Source organism: Bacillus sp. FSL K6-1284 (assembly GCF_038002625.1).
GTDB lineage: Bacteria > Bacillota > Bacilli > Bacillales > Bacillaceae > Bacillus > Bacillus paralicheniformis.
Window position 1 is genome coordinate 3,276,164 of sequence record NZ_JBBOCW010000001.1, and the last position, 15,951, is coordinate 3,292,114.

Here is a 15,951-nt window from a genome sequence, read left to right on the forward strand (position 1 = left end):
ATTACAGCTGTTTTATTTTTTTAAAAATCAAGAAGTAACTGATTAAAAACCCGACTGCCGAACCGATCAACATACCGAAGATATAGCTGAACAGGCTAGAAGAAGTGGCTGCGCCGAATCCCCAGATGCCAAATAAAATCACGAGAATCTGAATCGGGCGATCCATTTTTCTCCAGAGAAAAAAATGTCCGTTCCGTTCAAGCTGCTGTTTGATAAAGCAAAAATAGCCGATTATATAAAACAAGATCCCCATGACCAGCGGAATCAACAGCGTAAAGGCCAAGCCGCCGTTATGGACGCCGAAACCGTCGAGGTACACAATCGGCGTTATATAATTTAAAAAATATGAATCCTGAGAAAATAAAGCAGAATTAACCCCAAAGAAACTCATGATAATCTGCAAGTTTGCCACCGGAAGGCCGATCAGCAAATAAGGCAGAATCGACGTTGAAAAAGCAACAATCATCTGGGCCAGCGGATTGCCGGTCATCGCGCCCGCCGCCATGACAAGCGAGTAGACCATAAAGCAGAATATGACCGATCCGATAAAATACTCGTGAAAGTTGACGACGTCAACCTTATACAAAACAACTAAGGCATAAGATAACAAGTAAGATAATAGCTGGGCTGTTAAAAGAATTGTAATACCAAAGAAATATTTCGTATTGAAAATGATGCCTCGCCTATAAGGGAGCCCGAGTGTGAAATCAAGCGTTCCTCTGCTCCGTTCAAACCCGATCTGGCTGAGTGCAAGCGCGACTCCGCCAATCCAGAACATTCTCATGACCCCGCTTATCTCATAATCTTTATATAAAACGCACTCTATATCGGGAAATTTTTTCTGTTCCGCAAGACATCCTTGATACTGAAAATAATCATTTAAAATCGAAAACGGTTCACTCAGCATCACCGCTGCAAACACAACTAAAAAAATCCAGAAATGCTGTTTCCACTCTTTATATAAAAGTCCGCGGTCTACCATCTTCGCTTACCTCCATACTTTGCGATGAATACTTCCTCAAGACTGACCGGAAGCTCGTTCCAAACTTTCGGAGACAAACTTTTTAGAAATTGTTTGCTCACATCGTCTGCTTTCGGAATCAACACCGTATAAAACACGCCGGTGTGATCCAAAACAGGGATTTCCCTTTCCCTGATTTTCAAATTGACATCTTCTTCAAATGCCATTTGGATTTTAATAAAATCGCCTTTCAGTTCATCAAGATCCATGATGTTCGACAATGTATTGTCTTCGAGAAAACCGATTCGGTTGCACATTCTTTCAATATCCTCAAGCCGGTGGGATGTGATGAGAATCGTCGTGTTGTTTTCAGCCACTTCATCGACCATCAGCTGGAGAACATCTTGTCTTGTGACGGCATCAATGCCGTCTGTCGGTTCATCGAGCAGGATGACCGCCGGCCGGATCGCAAATGACAAGATCAGCGACATTTGCTTTTTCAATCCTGTAGACAATTCCCTGTACTTTTTTGTTTCGGGAATATCGTAGCGGTTCATTAATTCATTAGCGTATGTAACATCAAAGTCAGGATAAATGTTTCGCAAAATATTGACGAGCTGTTTGTAATTGTATTTTTCGAAATAGGTGTTTTGAACGGGCATATAGACGATATTGCGCTTGACGAGCGGATGGTCCTTCACCTTGACGCTGCCGAAGTAGATATCTCCCTCATCAGGCAGCAGGATTTGCTGAATCAGGCGGAGAAGCGTCGTTTTCCCTGAGCCGTTTCTGCCGAGCAGTCCGAAAATCTCTCCTTCCTCAAGCTTAAAGGAGATGTTTTTGAGTATTTGTTTTCCGTCAATGGTTTTTGATACAGATTTGAGCTCAATCATTCACTTCCCCTCCTCTCACTTCTTTGTCGATTTCCGCCATCCACTCCTGCAGCTTTTTAGTGTCGATCCCAGCGTAATGCGCATCGATGATCAGCTGCTTTAACTGCTCTTTAATCATCGCAATCTTCCCTTCATCAAGCGTAACTTTCGCGTTTTCTGAAATATACGTTCCTCTTCCCCTCAACGTTTCAATTATTCCTTCCCGTTCAAGTTCTTTATAGGCTTTGCTGACAGTATTCGGGTTTGCAATGATAATGGTTGCAAGCTCTCTGACAGAAGGAAGTTTATCTCCAGGCTTGATTATCCCTTTTAAGCAAAGCTCTTTCATCTGCTGGATAATCTGCTCATAGATCGGGGTAGAGCTTCTCGGATCGATTTGAATCATCTATCTCCCTTCTTTCTCGTTCAATCTCAGGTCATTCACTTTTAAAAAAACACGTATCCCAAATTTTCTTGAATTATAAAGCCCAGCTTCGCAAGAACAAACAAGAACGAACAGGCAATGATAAACGCCACGACCACCATCGGCGTTATTTTTTTATGTTTATCACTCATGAGTATTACTCCTTTACATGTGTGTGTTAATTGTATTACTCGATATAGTACACCTAATACATTAAATACATCGTCCTTTTTTGTCAATCACTTTTTTCAAAAAAATGAACCCTTTCAAAAAGGGTTCATCTTTCATACGATCTCTGCAGAATCATATTGTTTTGAAGGGTTTGCAGCTGAAGCCTTTTGCGGTGAATTTCCTCCCTTTGTTGCTCATTGGCAAACAGCGAAAGCTTGTTTAATTCATTGACCGCGTTTTCAAGCATCAGCTGCGCATCGCTGTACTCTGTCTCATTGTAATGTTCCTGCCTGCTTGCAGTTTCAAATTGAGATAAAGCATAATCATAAGCATCTTCGCTTCTTTGGATGTGCTCTCCGACGGATTGTCTTGTAGCCAAAGAAAACCCCTCCTTAATGGAAAAATCCATCGTGATTAGTTTGGCCATCACAGCCGTGATCATTGAAGAAAATAATTGGGAATCGGTTTGTTCTTATCGTGTTTATTTGCTACAATTTTAGGATGCGTAATACTAAAAGGAGGTCCTTTTGTTTGCATCAGAACAACCCTTTTCCATATACGAACAGTGAAAAACGATATCATACATGGAATTATCATTTACGAAATCATTTCGGTCATAAAGTGTTTAAAGTCGCCCTTGACGGAGGCTTTGACTGCCCGAATCGCGACGGCACGGTCGCACACGGCGGATGCACATTTTGCAGCGCCGCAGGGAGCGGAGACTTTGCGGGAAACCGAGCCGACGATCTGCTGACCCAATTTAATGAAGTCCGCGACAGAATGCATGAAAAATGGAAAGACGGCAAATACATGGCGTACTTTCAAGCATTTACGAATACGCACGCTCCTGTCAGCGTTCTTCGCGAAAAATACGAAACGGTCCTCGGCCTCGACGGCGTAGTCGGCCTTTCAATCGCAACCCGGCCGGACTGTCTTCCTGACGATGTTGTCGAATATCTTGCCGAGCTTCATGAACGAACATACCTCTGGGTGGAACTCGGCCTTCAAACCGTTCATGAACGGACGGCTGATTTGATCAACCGTGCCCATGATTTCGACTGCTATGTAGAAGGCGTGAACAAGCTGAGGAAACACGGTATCCGCGTCTGCTCTCACATCATTAACGGGCTGCCTCTCGAAGACCGCGGCATGATGATGAAAACCGCAAAAGCGGTCGCCGATTTGGATGTGCAGGGGATTAAAATCCATCTGCTTCACCTGTTAAAGGGAACGCCAATGGTGAAGCAGTATGAAAAAGGAAAATTAACGTTCCTTTCGCAAGATGATTATGTCCAGCTTGTTTGCGATCAGCTTGAAATTCTTCCGCCGGAAATGATCATTCACCGGATTACGGGTGACGGACCGATCGAATTGATGGTCGGACCGATGTGGAGCGTCAATAAATGGGAAGTCTTAAATGCCATCAATGGAGAACTGGAAAGGCGCGGCAGCTATCAGGGGAAATGGTTCAACAAAGAGAAAGAAGGCATCGCCACATGAAGCTCAAAAAGATCCTCCCGTATGCGAAAGAACTGCTGAAAACAGCCGCAGGCGAAGGAGACATCGTCATTGATGCGACAATGGGAAACGGACATGATACGTATTTTTTAGCAGAACTTGTCGGTGAAAACGGACATGTCTATGCCTTTGATATTCAAGAAACAGCTCTTATGAATACTGCCGAAAGACTTGGAAACGAGTACAAAGACCGGGTGACATTGATTCAAAAAAGCCATGATGAGCTCATCACTTCGCTTCCTGACGACATCTCAGGCAAGGTGGCAGCAGCTGTGTTTAACCTCGGGTATCTTCCGGGAAGCGACAAATCGGTGACGACAAAAAGCGATTCAACCATCGCCAGCATCAAGCAGCTTCTCAAAATCCTGAAAAATGAGGGGCTGATCGTTCTGGTCGTCTACCATGGCCATCCCGAAGGAAAGCGGGAAAAGGACGCCCTGCTCGAATTTTGCACATCACTCGACCAAGATACTGCCCGCGCCCTCTGTTACCAATATTTAAACCAGCGAAACGATCCGCCTTTTATCATTGCGATTGAAAAGAAAATAGCGGCTCAAAAATGATATCTTGAAAATCCTCCATTAGGAGGATTTTTTTCATCCAAACATAATGTAAGCGATATCAAAATAAAATATAAGAAATTTTTCGCAATTTTCTAAAAAGAAAAGGTGTTTCACTCTTTGTCACGAAATTATTGAAAACTCATGTAAAATACGGAGGGATTTCGCTTTGAAAAAATTTATCGCTTATCAAATTTTGATCGCACTCGCCATTGGAGCAGTGATCGGACACTTTTTCCCTGATTTCGGAATGGCGCTGCGCCCCGTCGGAGACGGATTTATCCGCTTGATTAAAATGATCGTCGTTCCGATCGTTTTTTCTACAATCGTCATCGGAGCGGCCGGAAGCGGAAGCATGAAAAAAATGGGCAGTCTCGGCATCAAGACGATTATTTGGTTTGAAGTGATTACGACGTTCGTGCTCGGACTCGGGCTGCTTTTGGCTAATGTGCTAAAGCCCGGCGTCGGCCTTGACCTCTCCCATTTGGCCAAAAAAGATATCGGCGAGCTCTCAGGCTACACGGAAAAAGTGGTCGATCTTAAACAAATGATCCTCGATATTATTCCTACCAACATCGTTGACGTCATGGCCAGAAATGATTTGCTTGCCGTGATCTTCTTTGCGATATTGTTCGGCGTCGCAGCTGCCGGGATCGGCAAAGCCTCAGAGCCTGTCATGAAATTTTTTGAGTCTGTTGCCAATATCATGTTCAAACTGACGCAGATGGTTATGGTTACAGCCCCTATCGGCGTGCTTGCTCTTATGGCCGCATCCGTCGGGCAATACGGCATCGAACTCCTGCTTCCTATGTTAAAATTAGTCGGCACTGTTTTTCTCGGACTGTTTCTCGTTCTTTTTGTTTTATTTCCGATTGTCGGTCTTATTTTTAAAATTAAATACTTCGAAGTCCTGAAAATGATTTGGGATTTGTTTCTGATCGCGTTCTCCACTACGAGCACAGAAACAGTCTTGCCGCAGCTGATGGACCGCATGGAGAAATACGGCTGCCCAAAACGGGTCGTTTCCTTTGTGGTTCCTTCAGGCTTATCGCTGAATTGTGACGGCTCCAGCCTATATTTATCTGTCGCTTGTATCTTTTTGGCGCAGGCTTTCAATATAGACATGAGCATTTCACAGCAATTGCTCATGATGCTCGTGCTAGTGATGACAAGCAAAGGGATCGCCGCCGTTCCATCTGGCTCGCTCGTCGTCCTTCTGGCTACCGCCAACGCAGTCGGCCTTCCCGCTGAAGGAGTCGCGATTATCGCGGGAGTGGACCGCGTGATGGACATGGCGCGAACAGGCGTGAACGTGCCGGGTCATGCTGTCGCCTGCATCGTTGTTTCAAAATGGGAAAAAAGCTTCCGGTATAATAAGCGTTTTGTACTTGAAAAACAATACCGGATGGAAAGCTTGTAAACGGCAAAAGCTCAAGCCGATGAACGGTTTGAGCTTTCCTTTATGAACTTTTCATCCACGGCATTTTTTGAATTTTGCGGTAGGCCCTTCCGTTGATATAGAAGAAGTAGGAAGTTTTTCCGCTCGCTTTAATAAGGCGCTTCGCCAGCCGGCCGATTTCCTTTTGACCCGCGACCTTATCGTCTGATAAATAAACACCCAGAAGACCTCTGTTGATCAAACGGTGAAAGTTTTCGTGCGGAATCCCGCGCAAATGTTCATCCGCCATTTCGATGAAATATTCGAGCCTTTCCATCATATCTGAATGTGATGGGTAATACGTGCAGAAATTCAAATCTCCGCCGATTAAGTCTTCCTCCTGGTCAATTAAATAATCGAGCAGGATGTGCAGTCCCTGTATGTACGGAAAATAGCTGTCGCGGATCTTTCCGGCCATCGATTCAGTAAAATCGGAACGGACGGAATACGATACGAGGCAGAAGATGCCGAGCGTTGAACCCGCACAGGCTGAGAACTCGTACCATTCCATTTTCGGCAAGGCCGATCTATAATTCTCAAACCACGCTTCGAGCCGGGGGACACGCTCATGCTCCACAACGTGTTTATGAACTTGCAGATCGCAGTAATAGCTGCAAAGCTCAAGCAGGTGCTGCTTGATCAGATCATAGTTCTCAATTTCCGCAAGCACGTCTTGGCACGTTTTCACTAAGTCGTGCAAATAGCCTTGATCATCCTGGTCTTCCCTGAACCGGTAATAGTTCTTCAATTCAGCCCCGACGGTCAGCGCGTCTTTCATTGACTGATGAAGCATGGAAAAATCATCCGGGTCAAGCGAGGTGCTCCGGTCGCATAGATTGTCGAGATAGTCGCTTATCGTCTGATACGCCGTAATAAACCGGATCGACTGCTCGATTTTGTCGCCTGAAAGGAGGGCCATAATGCCGCCGCCTTCACAGTGAAAGGTTTTATCCCTGATGCTGGCTTTCGCCTGCGTTTTCAGCTCGGGATTTTGAATCGTTTCAGCTTTTCGTTTCCACTTGTCCAACTCCTGATGAACAAGGGGAAAAACTTCTCTGTATACTTTAGCCATTAATCCAAAAGGATGCTCCGGTACTGCCAAAGAATGCACCTCCATTATGTCATATACTGTTCCACAAACGCTCTGGCCGCTTTAAAAACGTCTTCCCGCTCAGGCTCATTAAAAATTTCGTGGTATAAGCCCTCCCATTCCCTGTACGTCTTATTGTGAGAAGCAAGCTCGTTAAACCACTTGACGACCATTTTTTTGTCGACAAGCCAGTCTGTGCCCGCCTGCATGACAAAGAGCGGGATGTTGAGAAAGGCGTCCGTCGGCTCCATCGCGCTTTTCAACGCTTTTAACATTTCTTGATACCATCTGACAGAAACTTTTGTGATATATAATGAATCGTTGATGTCCATTTCGATGACTTCTTTGTTTCTCGTCGCTTTATCAGGCGTGATCCCGGATTCAAACCGCATGGACGGAGCCAAAACGTTTAGCCCTTTGGAAATCCAGTCCAAAAATTTGTTCGGCTTTAATTGCAGCCCGAGACAAGGGGATGATAAAATGAGACCGGCAATGCCGCTTTGCTGCTGCTTAAACCACTCGATCGCGATCAGGCCGCCCATGCTGTGCCCGAGCATAAATACAGGCAGTTCAAATGCTTTCGCCCTGGCGACCCATTTGTCCACTTCATCAATATATTCTTGAAACGAGCGTATATGTCCTCTTTCTCTTGTCGAAGTTCCCTGTCCGGGCAAATCCCCCATGACGACATTAAACCCGGATGAACGCCACATTTCGGACAGCCATTTATACCGCCCGTGATGCTCACATGCACCGTGAATGATGACGATTGAAGCAACAGGTCTTTCCGCTTCCATGCACCACATGCTGACCACCTCACACAATTTTATAAATGAAAGGATGAAACCAATGATCTACCCTTATAAAAAAACGGAACCCGTTATTCATGAAACGGCGTTTATCGCCGACAACGCGGTCATCACCGGAGATGTAACAATCGGAGAGCAATCAAGCATCTGGTTCTCTTCGGTTATCCGCGGCGATGTCGCCCCGGTCAGGATCGGAAAAGGCGTGAACATTCAAGACCTTTCTTGCCTGCACCAAAGCCCTGAGCGCCCTCTTGTGATTGAAGACGGTGTGACGGTAGGCCATCAGGTTACACTGCACAGCTCCGTGATACGAAAGCATGCCCTTATCGGAATGGGGTCGGTTATTCTTGACGAAGCGGAAGTCGGGGAAGGCGCTTTTATCGGGGCAGGCAGTCTTGTCCCGCCTGGCAAAAAGATCCCGGCCGGGCACCTCGCATTCGGCAGGCCCGCTAAAGTCATCCGCCCGTTAACCGACAAGGATAAACAGGAAATGGAAAGAATTCGCAAAGAATATATTGAAAAAGGACAATACTACAAATCCTTGCAAAAAAAAGATTAGCTTTGCTACAACTTTACCATTTTTCCACCGATAATTTAAGCAATAACCTTTTCGGCCGCACGCGTCTGCGGCTTTTTTCTTTTCCGAAATCTTTACAAATACTTATCATTTGCTAAACATTCATTTTTTACAATAAACATGAAGCAGCCATTCATGTAAAGGGGGTTATGACATTTGAATAAACTGATGGTCGGCATCTACAACTTTGAATGCCGGGTCTTCCTCGGTATGAACAGCTTATTTCACCAAAAAGCACTAAACCGTTACTTTCGTTCCTCAACACATCTGGGAGGGGCATTCTGCACGATTTCCGCTAGCCTGTCTCTCTTGCTGTTCGGATCCGGAAGTGTTCGTACAGCGGGGATCGCCAGCGCCATTGCACTTTTGGTCAGCCACCTTCAAGTCATGCTGATCAAAAAGCTGTATCCAAGAAAGCGGCCGTATTTAACGCTAAAGGAAACACAGGTTTTGCAAAATCCGCTCAAGGATCATTCTTTTCCATCCGGCCATACGACCGCGGCATTTTCCGTCATTACACCGCTAATGATATTCTTTCCGATACTCGCGCTTTTATTAATTCCGGTAGGCATCAGTGTGGGACTCTCCAGAATTTATCTCGGTCTTCATTATCCTTCGGACGTTCTGGCAGGCACGGCCCTCGGGGTATCAGTCGGAACTTTGTCGGCGCTGGTCTTCTAAGCCGGCCGTTTCTTCCAAAGCGTCACTGATTTTTTACATCACAGACAGGAGGGGAAACGATGAAAATTGCGATATTTACGGACACTTTTACACCGGATGTGAACGGATGCGCCAGAACGCTGAAAAGGTATACGGATTATCTTGAAAAAAACGGGATGTCCTATAAAGTATTTGCGCCGGAAAGCACGCATGAAACACAATTTTCGAGCCGCATCCGCCGTTTTACGAGCATGCCGTTCTTCTTATACCCCGAGTGCAGAATCGCTCTTCCTAATCTCATCAAAATGAAATCAGAACTCCGCGAATTCAATCCCGATCTCATTCACATCGCGACTCCTTTTAATATCGGCCTGGCAGGGCTCAAGCTTGCGAAGAAATGGAACATCCCTGTCGTAGGCTCTTACCATACCGATTTTGACCAGTACCTTTCATATTATGATCTTCAAATGTTTTCCAAACTATTATGGAAATATATGCACTGGTTTCATAAAGATTTTCGAAAAATTTTTGTCCCTTCGCGCGAAACGTTTATGCAGCTCAAAGCCAAACAATTCAGGAACCTCTCCATCTGGAAGCGCGGCGTGGACTGCTCGCTGTTCAGTCCGGCGCATCAAACCGAACACATCCGCAAGCGATACGGCATAAAGGAAACCTATATCCTCAGCTATGTCGGAAGGCTTGCACCTGAGAAAGATTTGGAGACGCTGCTCAAGATCGCAAGTCACCCCAATTTGAAAGATGGCGTCCACTGGCTGATCGCGGGAGACGGCCCGTTAAAAAAAGAGCTTGAGAAGCGGGCTCCCCTCAATATGACTTTTGCCGGCTATGTCAAAGGAGAAGAGCTGGCAAGCATTTATGCAAGCTCAGATTTGTTCGTCTTTCCTTCTCCGACGGAAACCTTCGGAAATTCCGCGCTTGAAGCGCTCGCCTGCGGGACGCCTGTTATCGGGGCAGATTCCGGCGGCCTGAAAGACTTTATACAAAACGGAAGAAACGGTTTTCTTTCCGAACCTGGAAATCCGGATGCATTCACCGAAAATATATTGCGCGTCCTCTCCAATGTGCCGTTAAAAAAACGGATGTCATACGATGCGAGAAGCTATGCCCTTACCCAGTCGTGGGAAGTGATTTTTGACAATCTCTTCTCCGAATGTGAACGTGTGCTAGCAGATTTATCAGCTGAAAAACCGGCATAAAAAAAGAAGGTTTTCGATTAACGAAAACCTTCTTTTTTCACTTAAACGATAATGACTTCTTTTGGCTGATGGTTCAGTTCTTCCGGTACAAAGCGCTTTTCAACGAAAATGCTGTGCCAGATCATAAAGATGAGAACCGTCCAGATTTTGCGGCTGTTATCCGCTTTGTTGGCGCAGTGGTCTTCAAGAAGCTGAAGCACGTAATCTTTATGGATATATGCGTCTGTCTCGCTCTCTTTAATGATGTTCACGGCCCAGTCATGCATTTCGTTTTTCAGCCAGTGGCGGATCGGCACAGGGAACCCTAGCTTTTTGCGGTTTAAGACATGATCTGGAACGATGCCTTCCGCCGCTTTTCTAAGCAGATATTTTGTCGTGCCGTTTTTCGTTTTCAGCTCTTCCGGAATTTTGGAAGCCGCTTCAAATACGACTTTGTCCAAAAACGGAACGCGGAGTTCCAGTGAATTGGCCATCGTCATTTTGTCGGCTTTCAGCAAAATGTCACCGCGCATCCATGTGTGGATATCGACATACTGCATTTTGTTAATTTCGCTGTAGGACTTGCTTTCTTCAAAATATGGCTTTGTCACGTCACAGTAAGAGAGGTTGCTGTCATACTGGCGAAGAAGTTTTGATTTCATGCCTTCTTCAAAAATCTTTGCGTTGCCGATATATCTCTCTTCAAGAGGTGTACAGCCCCTCATTAAAAAGCTTTTCCCTTTCATTCCTTCCGGCATCGCTGAAGCTACGTGCAGAAGCATCTTTTTCAGCGGGGACGGAATTCGTTCAAACGGCTTTAATGAAAGCGGCTCCCGGTAAATATTGTAACCGCCGAACAACTCATCTGCTCCTTCTCCGGACAAAACAACCGTAACTTGCTTCTTCGCTTCCTTCGCGACAAAATACAAAGGAATTGCAGCAGGGTCTGCCAACGGATCATCCAGATGCCAGACGATCTTTGGAAGCTCGTTCATATATTCTTCAGGGGAAATGATCGCGCTGAAGTTCTCCACGCCGACCCTATCAGCGGTTTCTTTCGCAACGTCAACTTCGCTGAAGCCTTCATGTTCAAAGCCGACAGAGAACGTTTTTAAGTTGGGATGAAATTGCTTTGCCACCGACACGATAAAAGAAGAGTCGATGCCTCCGGAAAGGAAGGAACCTACAGGTACATCGCTTCGCATATGGACTTTTACGGAATCAAAGATCGCGTCTCTTACTTCCTGAACAAGCTTGTCTTCTTCGGTCTGAACAGGCTTGAATTGAACTTTCCAGTATGTTTTAAATTGAATATCCTCGCCCGGGCGGACAGTAAACTGATGGCCCGGTTCTACTTTTTGCACCTTTTTGTCAAGCGTCTCAGGCTCTGGTACAAATTGGAATGACGTATACTGCTGAAGCGCTTTTTCATTCAATTCCAAATCGGCATCAACAGCCATCAGGCTCTTTCTTTCTGACGCAAAATAAACATGGCCGTCCGTTTTCGTAAAATAGAGCGGCTTAATGCCGAACGGATCGCGCGCTCCGTATAGGAGCTGTTCTTTTTTATCCCAGATTAAAAAAGCAAACATTCCGCGCAGCTTGGAAGCAGCTTCCTGTTTGTAGTGGCGGTAAGTCGCAAGCAAAACTTCCGTATCTGAATCGGTTTTGAACTCGTATCCTTTTGAAATAAGTTCGTCTTTCAGTTCTATATAGTTATAGATTTCTCCATTAAAAATAATCCAATAGGAATCATCTTCATAAGACAGAGGCTGTCCTCCGTTTTCCACATCGATGATGCTGAGCCTTCTAAATCCGAAGCCTACATGCTCATCATGATAGTACCCATCATCGTCCGGACCGCGGTGTACAATCATTTCATTCATTTGTTTAATCAGTTCTTCCTGGGCTGCTGTCTCGGATGATGGGCGATGATTGAATACCCCTACAAATCCACACATAGTATTGCCTCCGATTTTTTAAATTTCGTGCAGAAATCAAAGTCTGCTTCTTGATTAGACAAGTGTTTAAAGAAAAACGTTTCACATCCGCCCGCTTTTTGCCATCGAAAAACAAAGCCGCTTATGAAAGCGGCTATGCGGTTGTTATTCTCCTAATGCATCTTTCTTCAGCTGATCTGCTTTGTCTGTGCGCTCCCAAGGCAGATCGAGGTCGAGGCGGCCGAAATGTCCGTAAGCTGCCGTTTGTTTGTAAATCGGACGGCGAAGATCGAGCATTTTAATAATGCCGGCAGGTCTTAGATCAAAGTTTTTGCGAACCACTTCGATCAATGTTTCTTCACTGGCTTTGCCTGTACCGAATGTATCGATTGAAATGGATACCGGCTGTGCGACACCGATCGCGTAGGCAAGCTGCACTTCACAGGAATCAGCAAGGCCTGCGGCGACGATATTTTTCGCTACATATCTCGCAGCATAAGCTGCAGATCTATCAACCTTTGTCGCATCCTTACCGGAAAACGCTCCGCCGCCGTGACGGGCATATCCGCCATAGGTGTCAACGATGATTTTGCGTCCTGTTAAACCGGCATCCCCCTGCGGTCCTCCGATAACAAAACGGCCCGTAGGATTAATGAAGTACTTCGTGTTTTCATCGATCAGCTCTTTTGGCACTACCGGGTTGATGACGTGCTCTTTCAGATTGCGCTGAATTTGTTCAAGCGAAATCTCAGGGTGATGCTGAGTCGAAATGACAATTGTATCGATGCGAATCGGCTTGTTGTTCTCATCATACTCAACAGTTACCTGTGTCTTTCCGTCCGGACGAAGATACGGCAGAATTTCCTCTTTGCGGACTTCTGTCAAACGGCGAGACAATTTATGAGCAAGCGAAATCGGCAGAGGCATAAGTTCCTTTGTTTCGTTGCAGGCAAAACCGAACATTAAACCTTGGTCTCCGGCTCCGATCGCTTCAATTTCAGCGTCGCTCATTGCTCCTTCACGCGCTTCAAGCGCCTGGTCGACTCCCATTGCAATATCTGGCGACTGTTCATCTATAGACGTTAAGACCGCGCAAGTTTCGGCATCAAAACCGTATTTTGCACGTGTGTAGCCAATTTCTTTAATCGTTTCGCGGACTGTTTTCGGAATATCGACGTAAGTGGACGTCGTGATTTCACCGCTTACCAGCACCAATCCGGTTGTCACAGATGTTTCACAGGCAACGCGGGCATTCGGATCTTTCTTTAAAATTTCGTCTAATATACTATCCGAAATCTGGTCGCAAATTTTGTCCGGATGTCCCTCCGTAACTGACTCTGATGTAAATAACCGACGGTTTTTGCTCATTTATGTTTCCTCCTGTATATGAAGATCAGCCGTGATCTTAAGTATGATACGGATCTCGTCCCTCTTGATTATATGACGATACTCGGGCTTCATACGCTCTCGTTTTGAAACAATTTCCATATGCTATTCTTGACGAGATTCTAAGTCAAAATTCCTCTTAATAGAATTTTTCCTGACTGGCTGCCCGGCTAGACCTTTCACGTCCTGTGAAAAACGCCCAGTACCTTCCTCCTGCTTGATACTCGGCTAAAACCTTTCACGTCCTGTGAAAAACGCCCAGTACCTTCCTCCTGAAGGCAGTTTTTTTAGCAATTTTTGGATCTCGATTTATGCAATAAAAAAACCTTTTCCTATTCGCTGAGGAAAGGGTCTGGTATTGCGTGCCTTTCACTCTTATCGCTCAAGGTATTGAACACCTTGCATCAGGTTAGCACCGTAGTTGTCTCAGAAACTGTTTTTTTCCATTAATAAGAGAAACCGGTTGCTGGGTTTCATTGGGCCTGTCCCTCCACCAGCTCGGGATAAGAGTATCCGCTCAATGAAATATCTTATCTTAAAATGGCTTGTTATGTCAATATCGGCCGCAATAAATTTAAACTTGTCTTTCGAGAAAAAACCCGAACGAAAAATGAAGAAACGGTATAGACTATAAGAGTAAATGTGTTATACTAATTCTACATTAATGTTATACACATTAAAAAACACGCAAAGGAAGGTTTTTTATGAATTCTGTAGATTTAACAACTGACTTACAAACGTTATTAATGGGCGAAAACGTTCAGCTGAACTTATCCGTTCCCCTTTTGGTTGAAAAAGTCCTTGAACGCAAAGAAGGAGTCTTAACATCTTCCGGAGCCGTGCGGGCTACAACCGGTACATACACCGGCCGCTCGCCAAAAGACAAATTCATTGTGGAAGAAGCGAGCACAAAGGACAAAATCGATTGGGGCGCAGTAAACCAGCCGATTTCAGAATCCGCCTTTGACCGGCTGTACACAAAAGTGCTCAGCTATTTAAAGGAACGCGATGAATTGTATGTATTTGAAGGGTTTGCAGGAGCAGACGAAAAATACCGGCTTCCGATTACAGTTGTCAACGAGTTCGCCTGGCACAACCTGTTTGCAAGACAGTTGTTCATCAGACCTGAAGAACATGATAAAAAACCTGAAGAACAGCCGTTTACGATTCTTTCCGCTCCGCATTTCAAAGCCGATCCGCTCATTGACGGGACCAGATCTGAAACATTTATCATCGTGTCGTTTGAAAAGCGTACGATTTTAATCGGAGGCACCGAATATGCCGGAGAGATGAAAAAATCGATTTTTTCTATTATGAATTATCTTCTTCCTGAACAAAACATTTTACCGATGCACTGTTCGGCAAACATTGGCGAGGAAGGCGGAACAGCTCTCTTCTTCGGATTGTCAGGCACAGGCAAAACGACGCTTTCCGCCGATCCGAAACGGAAGCTGATCGGTGACGACGAACACGGCTGGTCCAGCACAGGCGTTTTCAACATTGAAGGAGGCTGCTACGCCAAGTGCATTAACTTAAGCAAAGAAAAAGAACCGCAGATTTACAATGCGATCCGCTTCGGTTCCGTTCTTGAAAATGTCGTGGTTGACGGCAAAACCGGGGAGCCGGACTATTCCGACGCATTCTATACGGAAAACACGAGAGCGGCTTACCCGATTGATGCGATTGACAACATCGTCAAGCCGAGCATCGCAGCACACCCGCAGACCATTGTATTTCTGACGGCAGATGCTTTCGGCGTGCTTCCTCCGATCAGCAAGTTAACGAAAGAACAAGCCATGTATCATTTCCTGAGCGGATATACAAGCAAGCTCGCCGGCACCGAACGCGGGATCACCGCTCCTGAAGCCACATTCTCGACCTGCTTCGGTTCCCCGTTCCTTCCGCTCCCTGCACATGTGTACGCTGAAATGCTCGGAAGAAAAATCGATGAACACGGCGTCAGCGTCTTTCTCGTCAATACAGGCTGGACCGGCGGCGGATACGGAACAGGGGAAAGAATGAGCCTTGCTTATACGAGAGCGATGGTTCAGGCTGCGATAGAAGGAGAACTGGATAACGCCGAAATGAAGACTGACCGCATTTTCGGACTTCATTCACCGGTCCATGTTCCGGGTGTGCCTGATCAAGTGCTTGACCCGGCTAAAACTTGGACAGATGAAAACGAATACGAGGAAAAAGCGATCCACTTGGCGAATGCATTCAAAAAGAATTTCAAAAAATTCTCTAATACCGAAAACATTGAAAAAGCCGGAGGACCGCTCGTATAACTCAACCCGCTTGCAGCAGCGCAGGTATTCTGCGCTGCTGCAGTTTATTAAAAATCCGCTT

General features: G+C 45.6%; 16 protein-coding genes and 1 riboswitch. Of the genes, 7 read left to right on the plus strand and 9 right to left on the minus strand.

The annotated features are described in order from the left end of the window. Nucleotide 1: 1 nt before the first annotated feature. From MHB72_RS16720 to MHB72_RS16740, 5 genes are all read right to left on the minus strand, one after another. Entirely contained in the window at nt 2-982 is a 981-nt protein-coding gene (locus tag MHB72_RS16720) for an ABC transporter permease subunit (protein ID WP_216919731.1), read from the minus strand. Continuing rightward, nucleotides 976-1,854, minus strand: coding sequence for an ATP-binding cassette domain-containing protein (locus MHB72_RS16725; RefSeq protein ID WP_023855837.1), 879 nt, complete (start codon nt 1,852-1,854; stop codon nt 976-978). The genes MHB72_RS16720 and MHB72_RS16725 overlap by 7 nt, the downstream gene beginning before the upstream one ends. Beyond that, on the minus strand, nt 1,847-2,239 hold the full coding sequence (locus MHB72_RS16730; protein ID WP_079289567.1) for a GntR family transcriptional regulator: 393 nt from the start codon (nt 2,237-2,239) through the stop codon (nt 1,847-1,849). The genes MHB72_RS16725 and MHB72_RS16730 overlap by 8 nt, the downstream gene beginning before the upstream one ends. Before the next feature lie 41 nt (nt 2,240-2,280). Next, on the minus strand, nt 2,281-2,409 hold the full coding sequence (locus tag MHB72_RS16735) for a hypothetical protein (protein WP_020452661.1): 129 nt from the start codon (nt 2,407-2,409) through the stop codon (nt 2,281-2,283). A 125-nt stretch (nt 2,410-2,534) separates the two neighbouring features. After that, the gene (locus MHB72_RS16740) at nt 2,535-2,807 is read right to left on the minus strand and encodes a YtzC family protein (RefSeq protein WP_003184568.1); all 273 of its coding nucleotides are present in this window, start codon (nt 2,805-2,807) and stop codon (nt 2,535-2,537) included. Nucleotides 2,808-2,959: 152 nt separating this feature from the next. Here MHB72_RS16740 and MHB72_RS16745 point away from each other — a divergent pair, with 152 nt between their 5' ends. The 3 genes from MHB72_RS16745 to gltP all read left to right on the plus strand — a co-directional run bounded on the left by MHB72_RS16745 (nt 2,960) and on the right by gltP (nt 5,926). After that, complete coding sequence (locus MHB72_RS16745; RefSeq protein ID WP_216919729.1) at nt 2,960-3,928, plus strand: TIGR01212 family radical SAM protein; 969 nt, start codon at nt 2,960-2,962, stop codon at nt 3,926-3,928. Beyond that, nucleotides 3,925-4,509, plus strand: a complete 585-nt coding sequence (locus MHB72_RS16750; protein ID WP_043054441.1) for a class I SAM-dependent methyltransferase — start codon at nt 3,925-3,927, stop codon at nt 4,507-4,509. Before MHB72_RS16745 ends, MHB72_RS16750 begins: the two co-directional genes overlap by 4 nt. 166 nt (nt 4,510-4,675) lie before the next feature. Next, complete coding sequence (gltP, locus tag MHB72_RS16755) at nt 4,676-5,926, plus strand: glutamate-aspartate/proton symporter GltP (protein WP_023855832.1); 1,251 nt, start codon at nt 4,676-4,678, stop codon at nt 5,924-5,926. A gap of 40 nt (nt 5,927-5,966) precedes the next feature. Here gltP and MHB72_RS16760 read toward each other — a convergent pair whose 3' ends face one another. Continuing rightward, on the minus strand, nt 5,967-7,046 hold the full coding sequence (locus MHB72_RS16760; protein ID WP_020452664.1) for a tetraprenyl-beta-curcumene synthase family protein: 1,080 nt from the start codon (nt 7,044-7,046) through the stop codon (nt 5,967-5,969). A gap of 14 nt (nt 7,047-7,060) precedes the next feature. Next, nucleotides 7,061-7,840, minus strand: coding sequence for an alpha/beta hydrolase (locus MHB72_RS16765; RefSeq protein WP_023855831.1), 780 nt, complete (start codon nt 7,838-7,840; stop codon nt 7,061-7,063). A 43-nt stretch (nt 7,841-7,883) separates the two neighbouring features. Between MHB72_RS16765 and MHB72_RS16770 the strand changes: the two genes are divergently transcribed. The 3 genes from MHB72_RS16770 to MHB72_RS16780 all read left to right on the plus strand — a co-directional run bounded on the left by MHB72_RS16770 (nt 7,884) and on the right by MHB72_RS16780 (nt 10,297). Further along, nucleotides 7,884-8,402, plus strand: a complete 519-nt coding sequence (locus tag MHB72_RS16770) for a gamma carbonic anhydrase (protein WP_020452666.1) — start codon at nt 7,884-7,886, stop codon at nt 8,400-8,402. A gap of 174 nt (nt 8,403-8,576) precedes the next feature. After that, complete coding sequence (locus tag MHB72_RS16775; protein ID WP_023855830.1) at nt 8,577-9,101, plus strand: phosphatase PAP2 family protein; 525 nt, start codon at nt 8,577-8,579, stop codon at nt 9,099-9,101. Between the two features lie 59 nt (nt 9,102-9,160). Beyond that, complete coding sequence (locus MHB72_RS16780; RefSeq protein WP_023855829.1) at nt 9,161-10,297, plus strand: glycosyltransferase family 4 protein; 1,137 nt, start codon at nt 9,161-9,163, stop codon at nt 10,295-10,297. Nucleotides 10,298-10,338: 41 nt separating this feature from the next. Here MHB72_RS16780 and asnB read toward each other — a convergent pair whose 3' ends face one another. Both asnB and metK read right to left on the minus strand, forming a co-directional pair. After that, nucleotides 10,339-12,237, minus strand: coding sequence for an asparagine synthase (glutamine-hydrolyzing) (gene asnB, locus MHB72_RS16785; RefSeq protein ID WP_023855828.1), 1,899 nt, complete (start codon nt 12,235-12,237; stop codon nt 10,339-10,341). A 144-nt stretch (nt 12,238-12,381) separates the two neighbouring features. Then, a complete protein-coding gene (metK, locus tag MHB72_RS16790) occupies nt 12,382-13,584 on the minus strand; it encodes a methionine adenosyltransferase (protein ID WP_003184586.1) in 1,203 nt (400 codons plus the stop codon). Nucleotides 13,585-13,974: 390 nt separating this feature from the next. Then, nucleotides 13,975-14,112, minus strand: a riboswitch (SAM riboswitch). A 194-nt stretch (nt 14,113-14,306) separates the two neighbouring features. Between metK and pckA the strand changes: the two genes are divergently transcribed. Further along, nucleotides 14,307-15,890, plus strand: a complete 1,584-nt coding sequence (pckA, locus tag MHB72_RS16795; RefSeq protein ID WP_043054444.1) for a phosphoenolpyruvate carboxykinase (ATP) — start codon at nt 14,307-14,309, stop codon at nt 15,888-15,890. Nucleotides 15,891-15,951 lie beyond the last annotated feature (61 nt).

Coding starts and splice junctions, on each gene's coding strand:
- MHB72_RS16720 (WP_216919731.1), bottom strand. CDS start 982: ATGGTAGACCGCGGACTTTTATATAAAGAGTGGAAACAGCATTTCTGG.
- MHB72_RS16725 (WP_023855837.1), bottom strand. CDS start 1,854: ATGATTGAGCTCAAATCTGTATCAAAAACCATTGACGGAAAACAAATA.
- MHB72_RS16730 (WP_079289567.1), bottom strand. CDS start 2,239: ATGATTCAAATCGATCCGAGAAGCTCTACCCCGATCTATGAGCAGATT.
- MHB72_RS16735 (WP_020452661.1), bottom strand. CDS start 2,409: ATGAGTGATAAACATAAAAAAATAACGCCGATGGTGGTCGTGGCGTTT.
- MHB72_RS16750 (WP_043054441.1), top strand. CDS start 3,925: ATGAAGCTCAAAAAGATCCTCCCGTATGCGAAAGAACTGCTGAAAACA.
- MHB72_RS16765 (WP_023855831.1), bottom strand. CDS start 7,840: ATGTGGTGCATGGAAGCGGAAAGACCTGTTGCTTCAATCGTCATCATT.
- MHB72_RS16770 (WP_020452666.1), top strand. CDS start 7,884: ATGATCTACCCTTATAAAAAAACGGAACCCGTTATTCATGAAACGGCG.
- MHB72_RS16780 (WP_023855829.1), top strand. CDS start 9,161: ATGAAAATTGCGATATTTACGGACACTTTTACACCGGATGTGAACGGA.
- asnB (WP_023855828.1), bottom strand. CDS start 12,237: ATGTGTGGATTTGTAGGGGTATTCAATCATCGCCCATCATCCGAGACA.
- metK (WP_003184586.1), bottom strand. CDS start 13,584: ATGAGCAAAAACCGTCGGTTATTTACATCAGAGTCAGTTACGGAGGGA.
- pckA (WP_043054444.1), top strand. CDS start 14,307: ATGAATTCTGTAGATTTAACAACTGACTTACAAACGTTATTAATGGGC.